Origin of the sequence: Paenibacillus sp. Dod16, assembly GCF_049893405.1 — a bacterium.
Taxonomy (GTDB): domain Bacteria; phylum Bacillota; class Bacilli; order Paenibacillales; family Paenibacillaceae; genus Paenibacillus_AQ.
Map to the genome: position 1 here is coordinate 1 of NZ_JBNDYG010000078.1, position 20,581 is coordinate 20,581.

A 20,581-nucleotide genomic window follows, 5' to 3' on the forward strand; every position below is an offset into this window, starting at 1 on the left:
AAAAGACATCCTGTATAAATCCCTTTAATTTTGGTGCAACGTCACCGTTCCAACTTTGATCTGTTTTAATTAGGCGTTGATCAAAGTGGTCACTAAGACACAGAAGATGGTTAGTCTCTTCTTCTAATGTTTCAGTATAGGGAAGAAAGCTTCGGATTCCTACAGGGATTTCATCCTTTAGAATTAAAGGTTGACCCGCTCATTAAATATCTCAATATTCCCGTCAAAACTCTTATCTACTTCGTTTGCTATCGTTACTTTTAAGTTTTCGCCACCTACAATAAACTTCTTTACGGATGAGTTTCTGTTATTCATATTTTTTATTAATGAAAGATGTGAAGGTGTAAGCTTAACAATCGTCGCTTTATTGTCTTCCAGAATACGGTACAAAATAAATTCCTGCTCATCCTGTTTATAAATGATCATTCGACTACCAGAAACAAGCGGTGTGAAAATAGTTGTCACAGTAAGATCGAATGCTATAGATGAGTATAAGGCAAACGCTTCATTGTCTCCGACATACGTATTCCTTGCCCATAATATATAATTTAACAAGTTCCTGTGTTCAATAATAACCCCCTTTGGCATACCTGTAGAACCTGAAGTATAAATAATGTACACAACATCTTCAGGTGAATTTGTAATCGACAGGTTAGATTTTCCTAACGTATATATGCTTTGATTTAGGAGGTCGATAATTTCCCCATCAAAACTAATATTATTGGACAGTGAAATGTTCGTTAATATAGTTCTGGACTTGGAATCTTGCAGCATAAAGTTAATTCTTTCATGCGGGTAATCGGGATCAATCGGAAGATAGGCTGCTCCTGCTTTAAGAATGCCTAAAATCGCGATTACAAGCTCATAAGAGTGATATGCATAAATGGATACGATATCCCCTTTTTCCACTCCCTTTGAAATTAAAAAGCGTGCCAATTGATTAGCCCTCTGATTAACTTCAGAGTAAGTTAAAGATGTATCGTTATTAATCAATGCCTCTTTATTTGGCTCCTTCTCCACCTGTTCCTCAAAATGCTGTATTATTGTTTTATCCTGAGGATAATTACGAGTATTCTGGTTTAATGTGTATATCCGATTTATAATCTCTTCCTTGCTCAGTAATTTTATATCTTTAATTTTCATCTGGGGATCATAAAGCATTTGTTTCCAGATGGTTTCGAGATGTTGGTAAACTAATTTGATGTCTGATTGTTTGTATTCTTCTATTTTATAATCCATTCCAAGCAATATTTTATTTTCATTCCATTGATTAATAGTCAATTGCAAAGAAAGGTTTTGTTGCCGGCTTGTATATTCCTCCGCCTCAATCTGCAATTCTCCAGATTCATCAAAAAAGCGAGTGTTATAGTAATTCAAATTATATTTGAAAAGACTATCATATCCTTTACTTACTAACTGTAAATCTTTAATTAGAAGATCGTACGGATATTTTTGATGAATATAACAGCGTTTAATCTCACGAACAATTATTTTAATAAAATCAAAAATCGATTGTTTATCCTCAATTCCCACCCGCAGTGGCATTGTACTAACATACATTCCAATTGTCTGTTTATCTTCATAATCCCCCCGATTTAGAACCGGAGTGCCTATGATAATGTCATTTTCCCCCAATGTTTTGTGCAAATAGATTAAGAAAGCTGTAATGAAGAAAATATTCAGAGATATGCCAAGCTCTTTAATGAGACTATTAATTTTCTGTGAAGTGAGCTCGTCAAGTGAATGCAACATTCTGTTACATTCTAAATTAGACAAATTCTTATACAATGAAGTTTCCGGCAGGTGCTCTAACTTGTTGCTCCAAAATTGTTGATCTTTTAGAAATCTTATGGATTCCAAATATTTCCTTTCCTTTTTTATGTAATCAATATATGACAGTTCCAACGCAGGTTTGAGACGATTTGAATTGTTATACTTTTCAAAAATTTGTTTTTGAATTAATGCTACAGACCATCCGTCGGAAATGATGTGATGAATTTTAAGAACAAGCCCGGACTCTACTTCACTGAGTTTATATATGACAAACTGAAATAGTTCCTTATCCTCCAGTTCAAATGGCGATCGAAAGAATTCTTCTACCCATTTTTCAAAAGTTTCATGAGCATTTTCATGGCCACTGAAATCGAGGAACTCAATAACTGATGTCGAATAATCATGGATATACTGGTAAGGCTCTCCATCGATCTCTATAAGTCTTATTCGAAGAGAATCATTAAATTGAATGACATCGTTCACTGCATGTACCATTTTGTTCCAATCCACATGACCCGTTATTTTAAGACATCCACCGATATTATGCATGGGAGACTTATGATAAATTCTATCCGTAATCCATATCCTCTTTTGAGCATGCGTCAAATTATGATACATAAATAACCCTCCTTCACAAAATCGTTTTCAGCCTGTTCCGAATGATATTCATAACATTTTGGGTTTGATGATGGATAAAAAAATGATTTCCTTCCAGTGTGTATATTTGCATATCACCTTTAGATAGCTTTTTCCATTCGCATGCCTCATCAAAACTAAAAGAATCCTGATCTCCAATTAAAATTGAAATATCACTCTCCAAACTCTCTTCTCTTTGATAGGAATAGGTTTCGATCATTCGATAATCTGCTCTAATTACGGGCAAAAAAATATCAAGCAGTTCTGGATTAGATAATATCTCCTGAGGGGTCCCTCCCATCTCCGCAATTTTTTTTGTTAGTTGTTCTGTTGGCAAGCTATATGTCTTTTGTTCTTCAGGTTTCCTTAAATGTGGAGGTTTGCACCCTGAGAAGAAAATATGCGCCGGCTTGCTCTTACCCATTTGTTTGATTCTAATGTAAAGTTCAAATGCAAGAATCCCACCCATACTATGTCCAAAAATAGCGTAATTATCTGTTTGTAAATCACTTTCAATAGTAGATAAGATATCTTCAACAGCTTCTTCTACACTTTGATATACAGATTCATCGAATCTTCTTCCCCTTCCCTTTAACTCTACTGGAATCACGTTTATTTCAGGAAGATGCCTTTTCCATGGTAAGAATATATTCGCTGAGCCACCGGCATATGGAATACAAAAAAGATTCATCTTAGTCTTTTCCCCTTATTATCAAATGATACTTAATTTTTGCAAAAGCTCCACTGTCCCCAAATAATTCACCTGTTTAGTAAACATATTGTTTTGTGCATATACTGCACTTTTTTTATTCACGTCTAAGCTTCTGTTTTTTACAATATTTTACTGCAACCACTTCTTTTCTTGTTTCAATGGTAAATGAATTCAAAGGAATAGATAGTCCCTTACCTACAGCTTTTATATAACTTTCCTTGAGTGTCCATAGCTCATAAAAAAAAGACAGCTTTTGTAAGTTGTCCTTTTCGCTAATTAATTTATATTCTTCTTTTGAAAAAGGATTTGGCTATTTCCAAATCTTATTGGTTGAACATATTCAATAACTCCCCATTTATCTACTGTACATAATATCCAATTCCCTGAATGTGAAAAATTAAACTCATATTCATTTAAATTTTTCAAGTATGGATTTCAAAATTGGTTTTTTCAATTTAGATGCTCGAAAGTGGAACTAAATACTTAAAGTACGAATCAACAAATTCAGAAAATACAGAACGATATACATCCCATTTTTTTATTTTATATACGCTATTTTTCCGTTTATGAAATGATTTTTCTAAAATCCGTTTGGGGGGAGTAAGACAGTTTATTTCCATTGCAAAAACCTCTATCATAGAATCACTCCGTTTAAGTGAAGTTCAAACATCTTGTGAATCAGGGCAGGCTTCGCCCATTCATGCAAGCCTTTCGCACTACCTAATAAGCTATGTTCTTCCGACCTTGATAACGTGCCGAAACAGCGATTAACAATATCAGGATCTTTTATACTGAAGTGCTCTTATGAATATTAATTCCTAAATCAATTTTAAAGATTTGATTCAGAAATCTGATTTCTACTGATGCTCTTCTCTTTCTCTTATCAATTTTATTTTTTTTATCTTTGATTCTAAACCAACTAACGGACCTGACAAAACAATGATATCTTCACCATTTATTAACACATCACTAAAGATTAGTGTGTCATTTTTATTAATTAATGTTAATAACCAATTAATTTCGTTATCTGGTATTGAACTAAAATAGCTCAGACTACTGTCTTTCTTATCTCTACCATATTTAACCATATAATAAACTTTAGGGATGTCAAGAAGTTCATAATATATTTTTTTTGTAAGCTCTAATTTAAGAAATAAATAACCTGGAAATAATAATTTTGTCGATTTTGTAATAACACCTTGTCGTTTTTCAGGTACAATTCGTTTAGGATTGAGACATTGAATTGATTGGTCAAATTTTTTTTCAATTAACTTTTCAACTTTCTCTTCTTCTCCTGTCTGTACAAATAAAGCATACCAAGGCAATTGGCATCATTTCTCCTTTTGAATTAAGTTTACCTTTTCATCTATTTTTTCCCTATCTAGGAATTATATTATTATATTTTACTGAAAAAGTGTGTCGTTAATTGTCGATTCATCTAAATTTTATAAATTGCGTGTCGTATAAGTTCTTGAGTTTCTTGTATATTTTTGGAAGGTGTTTATATTTTAGGACTTGTCTCAAAATACGTTAGATAGAATGAATGAAAGAATGAGAAGACGATACGAATTAGGTTATGTAAAGTAGAAACAGATCAGGGATATGCTTCCTGTTGATCGACATAGCGATCGACGAGACAACTACTATGAATTTTTTGATGGCCCGAAGTAGTTACCATGGAGTCATTAGTATATACTAAGGTTAGTCTCAGACTAAAATTTCATGCTCTACTACATCATAAATTGATCATAATACTGGATATTGATATATATATAATTTGGATGAACGGGAGATATCAAGTTGAATTCTTCAACAAAAATTCAAAGGAGAATTGACATGCTAAATAAATTTAGTGAATCTATTTATTATTTATCTAACCAAAATGATTTAGAAAGGCCGACATTAGGGTTAGTTTCCGGGGAAAATTATAGCCTAATAATAGATGGTGGAAATTCGGTTCAACACGCTAGAGATTTCCTATATGAAATAGAGAATTTAAAAGTGCCTCCAGTTAAATATTTGGTTATAACACATGCACATTGGGACCATTTTTTAGGGATGAATGAATTCAAAGCTACAATCATTGTTAATAGACTGACAAATCAAATTATCAATGATTGGCGAAGGTATTTATATGATGATAGTTCTCTCAAGGAATATGTAGATTCCATGAAAATGACTTCAAAATGTATGGAAATCATAATGAACGAAATACCGAAGAGAGACACTTTTCAATTAAACTCACCAGATATCATTTTTGAAAAATCTCTCCAAATTGACTTAGGGAATAAAGTTTGTGTTCTTGAAACAATTAGAAGTACTCATACGGATGATTCAACAATCATTTACATTCCTGATGAAAAAGTGATATTTCTAGGAGACGGTGCTTATGGCACAACTACAAACTCTTTATATCATTTCAAACAATCTCAGTTATTGCTTATGATAGAAGATATTCAGAAATATGATGCAACTCACTTCTTACTAGGTCATGAATCTATCTGTGACTTAGAGGAGATGAATATATATTGGAAAGAGCTCATCTCAACTAGTAAAGCAACAAAATCCACATCGTTAGAGAAAGCTATAAAATCTTTTGAGATAGATAATTATAGGAGACCAAATGAAAATGAAATTTTCTTCTTAAAAGCATTTGTCAATGATCAATTATTACAATCTGAAAATAGAAATTAATGTAATATAAATGGATCGACGAAGTCGTTATATAAGGTACTAGTCAGCTTATCATAGCGAGTAGCCAAGCGGCGATAGTGCTTAAGTTTATTAAAAAACATTCCGCCAAGTGACGTTCTTTGTACAGCCACCAGTCCACAGGCTCACTGATTCAAACGATGCTTTCGAGGTGGAATCACAGTTCTGTAACAAGGTTATGATTTCATTCATATCGTTACCACGATCGGCGATCTCTTGTTTTTCAGTAAAGTTGGTATCTTCCAACATTTGATATCCTGTAATACAATTATGTGTGTTTCCAGGAGAAAGCTCGCGGCGCAGAGGGCACCCCAAAGCGTCTACCATCACATGAATCTTGGTCGTTATACCTTCCTTGGTATCGTCCAATGGCTTGCTTATCCGCTTTCAGTATCCGGCTCTGCTGACAGATGCTCGAGGATTTGAAATCAAATACACCAGCCTGCTGCCACCGACGAAATTGCATATACACCGATTTCCAGGATCCATTATGTTCTGGAGAGTCCCGCCATAGAGCACCACTTCGGGCCACCCATTGTAATGCAGGAATAAATCTGGTGAAATTGAAGACGACCATATGAATTACGTGACGACTTGTGGAACCAATCAAAGATTTGCTGCCGAGCGAAAAGCTCCAGGGCGGACCACCAGCCAAAGATAACCGAACGATGATCAACGCTTATCATGTTTGAAGACACAGCCTAGTGACGTTTGCCCAGCATCATTCGTAAATGCCTCATATAAGTCGTCGTGCAACAAACATACAAGCTCTTCATTAACAAAAGATGGGTATCCATGTATTTTGCATTTGCCATCCATTCTAACGTTCTTTACAAGGTTTTGAGGTTTTTTTCTTCCGTAACAATACACCAATCGATACCTTACTCTGTAGCGAAATAAACACTTTCACTTTCAAACAGTTCCAAAGTTCGATCTGATAATTTTTCACAAGGTTTTATTTATACGAATACATCTCAGCTACCGCCTTTTATTTCCAAGGTCAATCTAAAGTCAGTTGTCATTGCTACAGGAATACCATCTATATGTGGATGCTTATGCCAAGCTGTTCAGCAATCCCGGTTGTCTTTTCTCTAACGGCAAAAGCGGCCAATGTCAGTAACATTAAGCCATTCATAGTAATAAATATTTCCTCCCATGTTCGGACAATCCTTTGTATCGAGTTAGCCAGCCTTCAGAAGGGATTTTATTGTCATGTGCGTGAATAAACGGCCCAATAATTCACTCCAACACCTTGACCTCTACCTTTTTTAATGTAGTTACTTTGCAATTTTTTCCTTTCTTGCTCCTTGTTTAGACAAAAATAGCACCTCCATTTCGACTTCCATAAAACGGCCTATAGCGAACAGCTCGCTACACCCCCTAAAAACGACTAATGGCTTCGCCACCTGATAACTAAGGGCGAAGCCATTAAATATTAGTTGTTCAATGTAATCCTAAACAGTCATATCTCCATTTTAACCAACGGTAACTGTTCCAAAAACGTTCAGACACCAACTCTATTGTAAAAAAACCTAACTTTGTTTGAAAGGCACCCAACTATAATGTCAAGACACTAACCTTAATGTCACCAGACACAGATGTTGTAATCAACCAAGTATGCACAAAATGAGCCAGAACACAACTTTAATACCTTATTCCACTGTAGAGCACAAGTTTAATGCCAATTTTGCCCGTAGAACACGACTCTAATACAAAACTCATTCTAAGAATACAACTTTTTCACTAGAACACAACTTTGTTGTAAATTAGAACACAACTTTAATACAAAATATCAGTCGTGTGTCATCCGGCTCCCTACCTTACTCCACCGTCACGCTCTTTGCCAGGTTCCGCGGCTTATCCACGTCGTTACCACGGGCAAGCGATGCGTAGTAGGCAAGCAACTGCAACGGCACGACAGACAAGGCTGCCGTCAAGATCGGCAAGGTCTTCGGAATGGCGAAGGCTTGATCTACGGATTTCAGCAGGCCGGCCACATGCTCTTCATGCGTAATGGCCATCACTTCTGCACCGCGGGCCTTCACTTCCTTGATGTTGCTCACCGTTTTCTCCATAACCGCCTCCTGTGTTGCCAAGGCAATAACCGGAATGCCCTCTTCAATCAAGGCCAGCGTACCATGCTTCAGTTCGCCGGCAGCATAAGCCTCGGAATGAATGTAAGAGATCTCCTTCAGCTTCAGGGACCCTTCTTGTGCTACGGCGTAGTCTTGACCACGACCAATGAAGAACAGGTTCTCATGCTCCGCAATTTGCTCGGCATATCCCTTGATTGATTCTGCGTTGGTCAGCATGGACTCTACCTGTTCAGGCAGTGCTTCCATCGCTGCAATCACTTCAGCCACAGCGTCTTCGGTCATCGTACCGCGTACTTGAGCCAGGTACAGACCAAACAGATAGAACGCAATTAACTGAGAAGTATAGGCTTTCGTAGATGCTACGGCGATCTCCGGTCCAGCCAGGGTGCCGAGCACATCGTTCGCTTCACGGGCAATCGAGCTGCCTACTACGTTCGTGATGGCCAGGACATGAGCGCCATGGCTCTGTGCTTCACGAAGCGCAGCCAAGGTATCTGCCGTCTCACCGGATTGGCTCACAACGATGACAAGAGTCTCGGGAGTAACGATCGGCGAGCGGTAACGGTACTCGGAAGCCACGTCATTCTCAACCGGAATGCGTACCATCTCTTCAATCACGCTGCGTCCCACAAGTCCGGCATGGTAAGCCGTACCACAGGCGACGATCTGAACATTGCGAATGTTCTTAATCTGTTCCTGTGTCAGCTTCAGCTCAGGCAGAACGACCTTACGTCCGCTCTCATCTACACGGCCCAGCATGGTATCCCGGTATGCTTTTGGCTGCTCGTGGATCTCCTTCAGCATGAAGTGATCGAATCCGCCTTTTTCCGCTGTAACAGCATCCCAATCGACACGAATCATTTCCCGAGAAATAAAGTTCCCCTCAATGGTCATTAATTCGACAGCATCTGCGGTCAGCAGAGCCATCTCTCCATCGTTGAGAATATATACGTTCCGTGTATATTTCAAAATAGCCGGAATATCAGAACCGATGAAGTTCTCCCCTTCTCCAAGACCAATAATAAGCGGGCTTGCTTGACGCACAGCCACCAATCGATCCGGCTCATACTCGGTCAAGACGCCAAGGGCAAATGCGCCTCTCATGTAAGAGATCGCCTTCTGCACGGCCTTAACGATATCCCCGTCATATTCACGGGCAATGAGATGGGAGATAACTTCGGTATCGGTCTCCGACACAAAGTGGTGTCCTTGGCTGATCAGCTCTTCCTTCAGCTCCAGATAGTTCTCAACGATCCCGTTATGAACCACAGAGAACTTCTGGCTTTCGTCCGTATGCGGATGCGAATTGACGTCCGATGGCCGGCCATGTGTTGCCCAACGAGTGTGACCGATACCTGCGGTTCCCACGAGTGGAGCAGATTCGAGTCTCTCCTCCAAATTGGCAAGACGCCCTTGTGCCTTAGCCACACGCAGACCTTCATTCGTAAACACAGCAATCCCCGCTGAATCGTATCCGCGATACTCCAGCTTTCTCAATCCCTCGATCAACACCGCTTGCGTTTTCTGATTTCCAATATATCCGACAATACCACACATAGTATGATTCCTCCGTTCGATTTCCCTATAATAGTTAGGCGGAAATAGAACACGGCAGCATCTGTGCGGTATCAGGAAAGAAGAATGATTTATTCAATTATCAACGTTCAAAGATCCAGCATGATATAGGCTGCTAAGTTGAACAGACATGAATGCACTCTTCTTCCACCGCGCTGCCCTGTTCTAAATCGCACATTCATGTTTTGTATTATTTGTAATTGTAATAAGAAGCACCTGCGGATACGTTGTAAGAACGGTCGCCCATTCCTTTTCCGTGATTCGCTTACGGTTGGTGCATAACCGAGAGGTCCCCGCCGAATAATCCGAACACCTCTACCTCGTCAACTTGCGTTCTGCCGTTTGGTTATCCCTATCGTAGCAATAACCAATCCCCGCGCAGGTACAAGCTCTGGCGCTTATAAAGCTTGAAGTAACCTCACAATCCTCGCTTTCTATTCTTGAATGACATCCTTTATTATATTCATGCGTTCTGACTTTGGCAACTCGGCTGTTTCCCAGGTGCTTCAAGCCCTGCGTATAATTAACCCCATGAATGACATCGAATGGCCTACCCTCTCAAGCGATGCCGTAATTCGCACTCTTTGCTGACAGGACAGGGGGTGTTGCGCTTTCATTGGCTGGCTTCATCAAAAAGCAGCAGGCCAGTGTACCGGATCCGCATAGTTCACTGGCCCTGACAAAAATTAGTCTGCTTTCCTTGAAAAATACACCCTTAGTCTTACGCCAATTCCCGCTTCACCACGTCTGCAATCTGCGTTACATAACGGTCGAGCTCTTCTTTGTCCGGGCCTTCCGCCATGACGCGAATGAGGGATTCCGTTCCCGATGGGCGAACCAGGACACGGCCATTATCACCCAGAATGCCTTCAACTTCAGCAATCGCAGACTCAATAACGGTATTGCCTTGGTACTTGCTCTTATCGCCAACACGAACATTAACCAGCACTTGCGGGTACTTGCGCATGCTGCTCTTCAGCTCATGCAGAGGCTTGCTGGAGGCTACCAACGTATCCACCAATTGAATTCCCGTCAGAATGCCATCCCCTGTAGTATTGTGATCCAGGAAAATCACGTGTCCTGACTGCTCTCCACCCAGGTTATATCCGCCACGGCGCATTTCTTCCATCACGTAGCGGTCACCGACTGCAGTTTTAGCAGTTTTCAGCTTCAAGCTGTCACATGCCTTATAGAAACCGATGTTACTCATAACGGTCGAAACGATGGTGCCTGCCTTCAGCTTGCCGGCACGGTTCATGGCATCACCGCAAATGCACAGAATGAAATCGCCGTCTACTTCCTCACCTTTTGCGTCAATGGCAATCAGGCGATCCGCATCTCCGTCAAAAGCCAGACCGAGGTCAGCGCCATGTTGGAGTACAGCCTCGACGAGTTTCTCCGGGTGAGTCGATCCACAGTGATCATTGATATTCAAGCCATTCGGCTCAGCACCGATGGTGATCACATCCGCGCCCAATTCACGGAAAAGCTTTGGAGCCAGCTCATAAGCTGCGCCATTAGCACAGTCCAGTACGATTTTCAGACCGTCAAACCGGTTATTGACCGTCGTTTTCAAATATTCCAGGTATTTATATTTCGATTCGTTATCAACCAGCAATTCACCTAAATCAGCCCCGATTGGCCGCGGCAGATTATCCGTTTCCGCATCCATCAGCTCTTCAATCTTAAGCTCTGTCTCATCCGACAGCTTGAAGCCGTCTCCACCGAAGAACTTGATGCCGTTATCTTGTACCGGGTTATGTGAAGCCGAGATCATAACACCCGCATCAGCCTTCAAAAGTCTTGTGATATACGCCACCGCTGGTGTACTTACGACACCCAGACGAATGACATGTGCACCGATTGACAGCAGGCCTGCAACCAAAGCCGACTCCAGCATAGCCCCCGATACGCGAGTATCCATGCCGATGATGACGGTTGGCTTCTCTTTATCGCCAGTGAGCACATAGCCGCCGCAGCGACCGATGCTGTAAGCCATTTCCGCTGTCAGCTCTTGATTGGCAACTCCTCTTACTCCATCTGTACCAAAATATTTCCCCATGTTTTATATACTCCTTTATCTACTCTTCGTTTTTATCCATCATTGGACGTTTCTGATCCCGTTGTCCCATCATTCGATCCGTCTCCCGGCGGATGTGATGGGGTTTCTCCTGATCCGGAGTTATCCGTGTCTTCATGAGTAGGAGGCGTCTCCGGATCCTCCCCCTGATCATTGCCTGTTCCTGTTCCTGTTCCTGTTCCTGATCCCGTTCCTGGTGGAACAGGCGGCTTGTCTTCCGTTCCCTCATTCTTCGAGGTGTCCGGCTCCGTTGTCACGGGCTTGGAGTTATCCTTGAGCTCTACCTTAACAACAGGACGTTCCGAATCCGTACGGTTAATAAAGTTAGGAAGCGTGATCTGCAGCGGAATTTCGTGAACGCCGGCTTTCAAACCGGTTGCATTCGCTTCAGCTCCGATATCCGTCGGCTCCAGGCTATTGAGCAAGTCCGGCGCTCCGGTGAGCGTTAAAGATATGGTCTTCGTCTTTGGATCCGTAATGACAGCATCCAAGCCGGTGGCAACCCCTTTTAACGTTATCGGAATCCCCGTAATCACCCGTTCACCATGCGATACCGCCGTAACATCCACCGTTACAGAGCTCGGCTCGATTTTCTCAAAACCTTCAGGCGGCGTCAAGTCGGCCGTAAGCACTGTTGTTCCCGAATTTCTAACTTCTCCCAGATTGATCGTAGCTTCGATATAGGTCTCAGCTCCTGCCAGCGCCTCTTTACTGCCAAACAGCTTCACTTCTTTTACCTTCTGTTCCACCTTGGATAGGACAAACCCTTCCGGCAGCCGTCCGGTATATTGAAGCTCCAGCGGCAGGGTGACAAAAGCAGGCTCAATCGGCACTTCAGCTGCTACTGTAGCAGGCTCAATGACCGCATCTTCCATTGCGTTGCCTTCTTTATCATATGCTGTAAGCTTGACTCGTTTCTCCGTAATCTTCTCTTTGGCACCATCAAGGTCCACATTACCTTTGACCTGCCCCAGATTCGCCATTGACGATTCAGGCAGGGTAACCGTGACTTGCCTTGGGTCAATCAGCACGGGTGTTCCGGCCCGGTAATCTTTAGCAGGCTCGCCTTTGGTTCCAATACTTACCGTCACGGATTTCGACACTCTCGCCTCTACCGTCACCGTAACAACCGAAGGCTCCATCGATACCATCTCCACGCCACTCGGGATGGAGGGCGTTAGCGGAAGTGTGTGCGTACCCGGTTCTTTGACGTTGCTCAAATCAAGCTTCACCTTATAATCGTCGGTCAAAAGCGAAATATTGGATTTCTTTCCCCGAACTTCGAGATTTACACGGTCCTTATCAATCCCTGTTAACGCATATTCGCTGTCATCAAATCCATAGGTCTGAATCTCAACGCCTTCAATGACTTTGGTATCATAAAAAGTCGTTGGCGGTGCAGGCGTTCCGCTGTCCATATGAACCATCGCCCACAATAAAATGCTGACAGCGAGTGCAATGAGCTTGCTTGCCGTGTTGTTCTTGATCCATTTATCCATTGCTGCCGTCCCCCTTCCGTTTCCAGAAGAACGTGCGTTTCTCCTTAATGGACGCGGCAGGCCTGAGTTCCTCATACAATTTGGAGATGAGGGACTCTTCCTTAATATCTCGAACCACCTGTCCATTCAAGGCGAGCGATACTTGCCCAGTCTCCTCGGATACGACAACCGAAATCGCATCCCCCACCTCGCTGATTCCGATAGCGGCACGGTGTCTTGTTCCCAGTTCCTTACTGATAAAAGGATTCTCTGATAGCGGTAAATAGCAGCCAGCCGCCGCAATTTGACCGTTCTGAATAATGACAGCTCCGTCATGGAGCGGCGTGTTCGGTATAAAAATGTTAATAAACAATTCCGAGCTGATCACCGATCTCATCGGAATTCCTGATTCTACATATTCATTCAGGCCCGTCGTCCGCTCAAAGACGATCAGAGCCCCTATTTTGCGCCGAGACAAATAATTAACCGCCTTAATGGTTTCGCTGATTAACTTATTGGTCTCCTCGTCAATATCCGCCGTCCGCCCAAACAGCTTGCCTCGTCCGAGCTGCTCCAGACCACGTCTGAGCTCCGGCTGGAAGATGATAAAGATCGCCAGCACCCCAAATGTAAAGATCTGATTCATCAGCCACTTCAGCGTATACAGATCAAACCAGGTGCTGAGAGCCCAGATGACCACCAGCACCAAAATCCCTTTGAGCAGCTGGACCGCCCGCGTGCCGCGGACGAGCAGTATCATCTGGTATATTATATAAGTAACGATAAGGATATCGATGATATCTTTAATGGTTTCACCCCAGGTCATATCTGTGAAATACTCCATACAGCAACCCCCGTCATTTCCTTTAAGTGCGGGCCCAAAAAATCCGGTTCCTCGAAAATGAATGCTAAGATTCGATTTCACCGAACCAGCTCTCCATTTTCCTTCGGATCACACGGGGACTTTTTGAACTTCCTTTTTTAATAACGCATGAGACTTATATATGTAGTATGTACTCTACACTCTCTAGGTTATAACGTTAATCTTTCCGATGCAAGCGGACGCCCACTGCTTTCCATGAAAAAGATCATAAAGTCAACAAAAGAAGCGCCGTCTTTTCACAGAAAAGAGGCGCTTTTATTCAGTAGGCATCAGGTTTCACCTAGCGGTAAGCGGCATCTGTAAACAGAGTGGAGATCTTGTACCAGATCCAGTCCATCGCCCGATCTATGTCCTTCACTTGACCTGCTATATGTGAGGTGGAAGCCTGAAATAATTCTCCGTCAATGACGGTCACGTTGCCATTCACTTGACCGTAGACCTTCGTCTTTCCATTCTCGACTGTAATATCTCCCGTGATGATTTGATCCGGAGGAATAATGACGGTATCTCCTTCAATCACCAGCTTTTCGAATTCGTCACTCTTTACAACCAGCTGGGTATCCTGACTCCAAAAACTGATTGTGCTGAAGAGCATGACAACCAAAAACAAAGCTGCAGCCGTGAGCGCAGGATGATTCCTAACCCATTTGACCCAAGCTTTTTGTCTCTTGGGCTGCGGCAGCATGCCCATTATACGTTCCGTTAAATCATCGGATGGCTTGGTCGCATGATGAGTTAAGGAATAAAGAAGCATATCGGTATGCTCCAGCTTCTCGAAGTAATTCCGACAGTCAGCACAATCCAGCAAATGCTTCTGCAATTCCAGCTGCTGTGGGTCGGACAAGTCATTATCCAGATAATCATGCATCAAAGAGACGGCTAATTTGCAATCCATTTGTGAGCCAATCCTTTCATTCAATCTCTTTGCTGGGTCCCTTCCCCATAGGGGCATAAGACTTGCTTATTGTTCATACGTGCCGGAATCAGGGATGTTTCAATTTTTTTAAAAGAAAGTCAGAAAAAAATTTGCCGAGACTAACTTTCTGGCTCCGCAAGAAAAAAGCGCCCTTAAACGCGATCTCTCTTCCTCAAAGAACGGCGATAGGCGTTTTCCCCTCACAATTTGTACTCTAATTTTTTGCGTAAAAATTCGCGTCCACGATGTACACGCGTTTTGATCGTTGTTACAGGCAAGTCCAAAATCTCGCTGATCTCCTGCAGAGATAAATCCTGAATGTACCTTAGAATCATGATTGTCTTATACTTGGCAGGAAGTCCGTCAATCGCCGTATGAATAATACGCTGTGTCTCGGATAGCAGCATTTCACTCTCCGGTGTACGATTATCGCTCGGGATCAAGGAGTAGCCGTCCATGCCTTCGCTTTCATTCAGTTCGGCATCCAGCGAGAAAGACGGCTTGCGCTTGCGCAGCCGATCAATGCTAAGATTTGTACCAATTCGGTATATCCAAGTTGAGAACTTCTGATTCTCGTCGTATCGATCAAGGTTTTTATATACACGCAAAAAAGTCTCTTGTACGACATCCTCAGCCTCATGGCGGTTACTCAGCATCCGGTAAGCCAAATGAAAAATCTTGTCTTTATAAAGCTCTACGATTTCGGCAAAAGCTCTCTGGTCCCCTTTTCGGGCCAGCTTCGCCAGTCTTACATCCAAATTGTCCACCACAATTCCCCCAGAATGGTCTGATGGGTAACGTCTAAAAAGCATCATTCAAATCGTAATTCAACTGTTTCTAAAAATCAACAATAATTCAAAAAGAATCCCTATTCTCTATCAAAGACAATCATGCTGCAGCCGATACTTTAATCATCTGGGGTTATGCTGCTATAGATGAAAAAACGAGGTTCCTTTAGGGAACCTCGCCTTATACTATCCCTTTTAAACAGCGTTGTCATCCTGTACGGATCAACCTGTATTACGAAGCCCCGCCGCAATGCCGTTGATGGTCAGCAGTACTTCCCGAAGCAGATCCGGATCGTCCTGCTCCTGCTCTCTCAGCTCGCGCAGCTCGTTAAGCAATTGAACCTGCAAATAGCTAAGCGGATCCACGTAAGGGTTACGGAGTCGAATCGATTCCTGCAAGACCGGCTGGTTATCCAGAATATCCTGTTGTCCCGTAATCTTAAGAACAAGCTCTTTCGTCAAGTTGAACTCATCCTGAATCAGACCGAAGATACGCTCGCGGGCTTGATCATCCTTCGTCATCAAAGAATACTCCTTGGCGATGATCAGATCAGCCTTGGCAAGAGCCATCTGAAGGGTATCGATCAGTGACGTAAAGAACGGATAGCTCTTGTACATCTTCTGAAGCACCTTCATATTCTCTTCCTTGCCCTGGTAGAAGCTCTGTAAGCCCGTACCAGCCGCGTACCATGCTGGAAGCAGATAACGGCTCTGGGTCCACGCAAACACCCAAGGGATGGCTCTGAGGTCCTCAAAACGGTCACTGTTCTTACGTTTGGATGGTCGGGAACCGATATTCAGCTCTCCCACTTCAGGAAGCGGCGTGGATTCCTTGAAGAAGCTCAGGAAATCCGGATCACGGAAGATCAGATCCTGATATTTCTTCTGTGAAGCGGCCGATATGCTCGAGGAAATCTCTTCCCACTCTTTTTCGGTCGATTCTTTTTCAGGGTAACGGGCATTAAGAGAAGCCCTAATAAGTGCTGAAGTCGCCTGGTCCAAACTGCGGTAGGCAATTCCCTTCAAGGAATAACGTGAAGAAATAACCTCGCCTTGCTCCGTGATTTTGATGCCACCCGCAATCGTTGATGCCGGTTGAGCCAAAATGCTGCGATTCAGAGGCATACCGCCGCGTCCAAGCGATCCGCCGCGTCCATGGAAGTATTTCACCTTGATGCCATACTCATTGGCTGCAGCCGTAATCTCTTTGAGTGCTACCTGGAGCTCCCAGTTCGCGGTAATGGCTCCGCCGTCCTTGTTGCTGTCGGAGTAACCCAGCATGATTTCCTGAAGCTCATTCATCGCGCTAACCGCTTCCCGATAGATCGGCAGGTTGAAGAGCTTACGCATAATATCAGGTGCGGCATGAAGGTCTTCAATCGTCTCAAACAATGGTGCAGCCTGCAAAGTTGCTGTTACAGAACCATCATTGTCCTTGCGGAAAAGTCCGACTTCTTTGGCAAATACCATCACTTCCAGAATGTCGCTTGCACCCTCGGACATACTGATCAAATAACTTGAAATACACTTCACGCCGAACTCCTGCTGCGCACGGAATACGGTACGGTATACTTCAAGGCATTCTTCGGTGCTGTCGCTGTACTCTTGATAAGGCGTAGTCAATGGACGAGGATCATTAAGCAGGTTATTAAGCAGCTCGATCTTCTCGTCTTCACTTAACTGGGCATAATCCTGAGTCACATTCATTTTACGAAGAATCTCGGCCATGGCATTTTCATGCTCTTGGCTATGCTGTCTGATGTCCAGCGTTGCTGTATGAAAGCCAAACAACTCCGCCTGACGAATCAGTTTTTGAATATACGTGTCTGCAACATAGTCAGCAAAATGGAAACGCAAGCTTCGATCAATGATATTCAAGTCCTCGATAAATTCCTCAGGGGACTGATAACGCTCGCTGCCCGTCATGTTCTCATCAAGAATATGATTCATTTTAGCCAGCATATATACCAGTTTTACACGATAAGGCTCTTTCTCATTGTGCCAAATTTCCATCTTCTTCAGTGTTACATGCTCGCGGTCTTTTTCAATGGATTGAAGCAATTCATCCGAAACGCTCACGATGGATGAGCTGAAGCTGAGGTATTTCATGAATTCACGCAAAATCCGTTGGTATTCACGAATTGCTAGCTTCCGCTGCATTTCAAGCGTTTTCCATGTTACGTCCGCCGTCACTGAAGGATTTCCGTCCCGATCGCCACCGATCCACGAACCGAAACGCAAATAGGTTGGAACGTGCCAATGGTGACCCGGATAATATTTACTTAGGCAGCGCTCCAGTTCTTGATAAACCTCTGGCAGAATGTGAAACAGAGTCTCGTGAAAATAATACATACCGTTTCTGACCTCATCAAGAACGGTCGGCTTACGGTCACGAAGCTCGTCGGTTTGCCATAGCGTAATCACTTCATTCAGTAGTTTCTCCCGAAGCTGCTCTCGTTCGCGGAATGTCAGTGTCGGGTTGTCCAGTTGCATAACATCGTCCGCTATCCGTTTATGAATATCCAGAATAGCTCGACGCATCGCTTCTGTTGGATGAGCTGTCATTACCAGCTCAAGGGATAGACTTTCGAGAATTTCTTGAACTTCTTCAAACGTAATATTGCGCTCTTTCAAATCCTGGACCGCGCTTTCAATGGAACCTGGTTGAACACTCTCCCCGGCGGAACGTTCGTAATCACGTTTGCGACGAATGCGATGATTCTGCTCTGCGATATTAACCAATTGAAAATAAATGGCAAACGCGCGAATCACCTGATGGCGAATGTCGGGCTCCAAGGTGCTGATGATCCTTTTGAAATCTGCAAACAATTCTGGCAGGAATACGGATCGCAACGATTTACTCGTTTCACGAATTTTCTCAACTATATCTAAAAGCTCATTGCCACCTTGGTGGACAAGAACTTCTCCAAGAATATTGCCAAGGAACCGTACATCTCGCCGCAGCAGATTGTTGGAATTGCTCTTTGCGGTTACTGTAAGTTCAGTCATGCTACTCCTCCCATCTCAACCCGTTTCAGCAGTTTGTCTATAGGACGTAACGCCTTCCTAACATCATACAATAAAAGCGCATGAAAATCTGCATTTTCCAGGCGAAAAAATTAGCCAAATCGACAAAACTCATGATATTGATATACCCATATACCATGGACATTAGTCCTATAAACCTTGACCTGCCTTTGTTCTTTAGCACATTAACACTTCGCAGGATAGTCGTGTGAATATGTAAAAAAACATCACACACGGTGATGTCCTGCTTATGTATGGAGCGGGTGATGGGAATCGAACCCACGCTACCAGCTTGGAAGGCTGGAGTTCTACCATTGAACTACACCCGCATATCAACCCACAAAAGAGATGCTACACCTCGGAGTATAATCCGATTACTTTTGCGGGGCATAAATCTTAAACAAATCGGGATGACACGATTTGAACATGCGACCCCCTGGTCCCAAACCAGGTGCTCTACCAAGCTGAGCTACATCCCGATATTAATTTTTTTAAAAAATGGCACGCCCTGAGAGATTCGAACTCCCGACCTTTTGATTCGTAGTCAAACGCTCTATCCAGCTGAGCTAAGGGCGCAAATGGAGCGGACGACGGGAATCGAACCCGCGACCCTCGCCTTGGCAAGGCGATGCTCTACCGCTGAGCCACGTCCGCATAAATGGTGCGCGTGGAGGGACTTGAACCCCCACGTCAAAGACGCTAGATCCTAAGTCTAGTGCGTCTGCCAATTCCGCCACACGCGCACAAGATGAAACAATGGTGAGCCATGAAGGACTCGAACCTTCGACACCCTGATTAAAAGTCAGGTGCTCTACCAACTGAGCTAATGGCTCGCAATTCAGGGCCCCCGAAAAGTATTCGGAATCACCTTCAAAGCGTAACTTCACTTTTAGGGGTAAAGTGGCTGGGGATATAGGATTCGAACCTATGCATGACGGAGTCAAAGTCCGTTGCCTTACCGCTTGGCTAATCCCCAAAATCGATGAGATACTTCTATTGTGCTGATTCTCGTTAGAATCATGCATGAAATGGTGGAGGCTGAGGGGATCGAACCCCCGACCCTCTGCTTGTAAGGCAGATGCTCTCCCAGCTGAGCTAAGCCTCCATACAATATGGAATAAAAATAGTGGTGACCCGTAGGGGATACTCTCACTTCGTTCGAGACTGCGAAGCCTCTGCTTACGAAGTTATCCTCCGACGAACCGACGGGATTCTCATCCCCTGTTGCATTAAGAATAATGGTGACCCGTAGGGGATTCGAACCCCTGTTACCTCCGTGAAAGGGAGGTGTCTTAACCCCTTGACCAACGGGCCGCAATTTCACAATGCATGTCCAATTCAAAAGCGAATCTGGAGCTTCCAACCGGGATCGAACCGGTGACCTCATCCTTACCATGGATGCACTCTACCTACTGAGCTATGGAAGCAAGTGGCTCCCCGAACAGGACTCGAACCTGTGACAACTCGATTAACAGTCGAGTGCTCTACCAACTGAGCTATCAGGGAATATATCCGCTTGGCGACGTCCTACTCTCCCGGGACCCTTCGGTCCAAGTACCATCGGCGCTGGAAGGCTTAACGGTCGTGTTCGGTATGGGAACGCGTGGAACCCTTCCGCCATCGCCACCAAACGGTTCAGATGCTTGATCACCTGAAAACTAGATACGAAACGAAATTTGCATTGATTAGAATCCGTAGCATTACCCGATGTGGTATCGGGGTCCCCGAAAAGTATTCGGTGTCAGCTTCAAAGCTTCACTTCACTTTTTGGGGTCATTTGGATAAGCCCTCGACCGATTAGTATTGGTCAGCTCCATGCATTGCTGCACTTCCACCTCCAACCTATCTACCTCGTCGTCTTCAAGGGGTCTTACTAGTTGGGAAATCTCATCTTGAGGGGGGCTT

The 20,581-nt window shown here is 43.5% G+C and carries 12 protein-coding genes, 11 tRNA genes, 2 rRNA genes and 2 pseudogenes; 1 reads left to right on the forward strand and 26 read right to left on the reverse strand.

Annotated features, from left to right (window positions below; genetic code table 11):
• Positions 1-183: 183 nt before the first annotated feature.
• The 4 genes and pseudogenes from ACPV3A_RS35755 to loaP form a co-directional block, all read right to left on the reverse strand.
• Entirely contained in the window at positions 184-2,391 is a 2,208-nt protein-coding gene (locus tag ACPV3A_RS35755; protein ID WP_426204605.1) for a condensation domain-containing protein, read from the reverse strand.
• Positions 2,392-2,404: 13 nt separating this feature from the next.
• On the reverse strand, positions 2,405-3,100 hold the full coding sequence (locus ACPV3A_RS35760; protein WP_426204607.1) for a thioesterase II family protein: 696 nt from the start codon (positions 3,098-3,100) through the stop codon (positions 2,405-2,407).
• 115 nt (positions 3,101-3,215) lie between these two features.
• Positions 3,216-3,410, reverse strand: a pseudogene (locus tag ACPV3A_RS35765) (4'-phosphopantetheinyl transferase family protein); the annotation flags it as partial.
• Between the two features lie 568 nt (positions 3,411-3,978).
• Positions 3,979-4,446 carry an antiterminator LoaP gene (gene loaP, locus ACPV3A_RS35770; protein ID WP_426204609.1) on the reverse strand — a complete coding sequence of 156 codons (468 nt, stop codon included), beginning with the start codon at positions 4,444-4,446 and terminating at the stop codon, positions 3,979-3,981.
• 511 nt (positions 4,447-4,957) lie between these two features.
• Here loaP and ACPV3A_RS35775 point away from each other — a divergent pair.
• Complete coding sequence (locus ACPV3A_RS35775; RefSeq protein ID WP_426204611.1) at positions 4,958-5,815, forward strand: MBL fold metallo-hydrolase; 858 nt, start codon at positions 4,958-4,960, stop codon at positions 5,813-5,815.
• A gap of 44 nt (positions 5,816-5,859) precedes the next feature.
• Here the strand turns inward: ACPV3A_RS35775 and ACPV3A_RS35780 are convergent.
• From ACPV3A_RS35780 to ACPV3A_RS35885, 22 genes and pseudogenes are all read right to left on the reverse strand, one after another.
• Positions 5,860-5,945, reverse strand: a pseudogene (locus ACPV3A_RS35780) (IS5/IS1182 family transposase); the annotation flags it as partial.
• 156 nt (positions 5,946-6,101) lie between these two features.
• The gene (locus ACPV3A_RS35785) at positions 6,102-6,410 is read right to left on the reverse strand and encodes a transposase (protein WP_426204621.1); all 309 of its coding nucleotides are present in this window, start codon (positions 6,408-6,410) and stop codon (positions 6,102-6,104) included.
• 1,243 nt (positions 6,411-7,653) lie between these two features.
• Positions 7,654-9,486 (reverse strand): glutamine--fructose-6-phosphate transaminase (isomerizing), encoded by a 1,833-nt coding sequence (gene glmS / locus ACPV3A_RS35790; RefSeq protein WP_216534295.1) that lies wholly within the window; start codon positions 9,484-9,486, stop codon positions 7,654-7,656.
• 739 nt (positions 9,487-10,225) lie between these two features.
• On the reverse strand, positions 10,226-11,566 hold the full coding sequence (gene glmM, locus ACPV3A_RS35795; protein ID WP_426204614.1) for a phosphoglucosamine mutase: 1,341 nt from the start codon (positions 11,564-11,566) through the stop codon (positions 10,226-10,228).
• A 32-nt stretch (positions 11,567-11,598) separates the two neighbouring features.
• Positions 11,599-13,083 carry a CdaR family protein gene (locus ACPV3A_RS35800; protein WP_426204616.1) on the reverse strand — a complete coding sequence of 495 codons (1,485 nt, stop codon included), beginning with the start codon at positions 13,081-13,083 and terminating at the stop codon, positions 11,599-11,601.
• Positions 13,076-13,906 (reverse strand): diadenylate cyclase CdaA, encoded by an 831-nt coding sequence (cdaA, locus tag ACPV3A_RS35805; RefSeq protein ID WP_071221881.1) that lies wholly within the window; start codon positions 13,904-13,906, stop codon positions 13,076-13,078. The genes ACPV3A_RS35800 and cdaA overlap by 8 nt, the downstream gene beginning before the upstream one ends.
• A 319-nt stretch (positions 13,907-14,225) precedes the next feature.
• The gene (locus ACPV3A_RS35810; protein WP_076325275.1) at positions 14,226-14,840 is read right to left on the reverse strand and encodes a zf-HC2 domain-containing protein; all 615 of its coding nucleotides are present in this window, start codon (positions 14,838-14,840) and stop codon (positions 14,226-14,228) included.
• Between the two features lie 221 nt (positions 14,841-15,061).
• Entirely contained in the window at positions 15,062-15,628 is a 567-nt protein-coding gene (sigW, locus tag ACPV3A_RS35815) for an RNA polymerase sigma factor SigW (protein WP_071221879.1), read from the reverse strand.
• A 243-nt stretch (positions 15,629-15,871) separates the two neighbouring features.
• Positions 15,872-18,658: a phosphoenolpyruvate carboxylase gene (gene ppc / locus ACPV3A_RS35820; protein WP_426204619.1), complete on the reverse strand. Its 2,787-nt coding sequence runs from the start codon at positions 18,656-18,658 to the stop codon at positions 15,872-15,874.
• A gap of 273 nt (positions 18,659-18,931) precedes the next feature.
• Positions 18,932-19,005: transfer RNA gene (locus tag ACPV3A_RS35825), tRNA-Gly, on the reverse strand.
• A gap of 76 nt (positions 19,006-19,081) precedes the next feature.
• Positions 19,082-19,155, reverse strand: a tRNA-Pro gene (locus ACPV3A_RS35830).
• Between the two features lie 20 nt (positions 19,156-19,175).
• Positions 19,176-19,252: transfer RNA gene (locus ACPV3A_RS35835), tRNA-Arg, on the reverse strand.
• A gap of 3 nt (positions 19,253-19,255) precedes the next feature.
• Positions 19,256-19,330: transfer RNA gene (locus ACPV3A_RS35840), tRNA-Gly, on the reverse strand.
• Between the two features lie 5 nt (positions 19,331-19,335).
• Positions 19,336-19,419 (reverse strand) — tRNA-Leu (locus ACPV3A_RS35845).
• Between the two features lie 14 nt (positions 19,420-19,433).
• A tRNA-Lys gene (locus tag ACPV3A_RS35850) sits at positions 19,434-19,509 on the reverse strand.
• Between the two features lie 68 nt (positions 19,510-19,577).
• Positions 19,578-19,652: transfer RNA gene (locus ACPV3A_RS35855), tRNA-Gln, on the reverse strand.
• Positions 19,653-19,705: 53 nt separating this feature from the next.
• A tRNA-Val gene (locus ACPV3A_RS35860) sits at positions 19,706-19,781 on the reverse strand.
• A gap of 134 nt (positions 19,782-19,915) precedes the next feature.
• Positions 19,916-19,990, reverse strand: a tRNA-Glu gene (locus ACPV3A_RS35865).
• Between the two features lie 37 nt (positions 19,991-20,027).
• Positions 20,028-20,103: transfer RNA gene (locus ACPV3A_RS35870), tRNA-Thr, on the reverse strand.
• A 3-nt stretch (positions 20,104-20,106) separates the two neighbouring features.
• Positions 20,107-20,182, reverse strand: a tRNA-Asn gene (locus ACPV3A_RS35875).
• Between the two features lie 8 nt (positions 20,183-20,190).
• A 5S ribosomal RNA gene (rrf, locus tag ACPV3A_RS35880) occupies positions 20,191-20,307 on the reverse strand.
• 146 nt (positions 20,308-20,453) lie between these two features.
• Positions 20,454-20,581 (reverse strand): 23S ribosomal RNA (locus tag ACPV3A_RS35885); the annotation flags it as partial.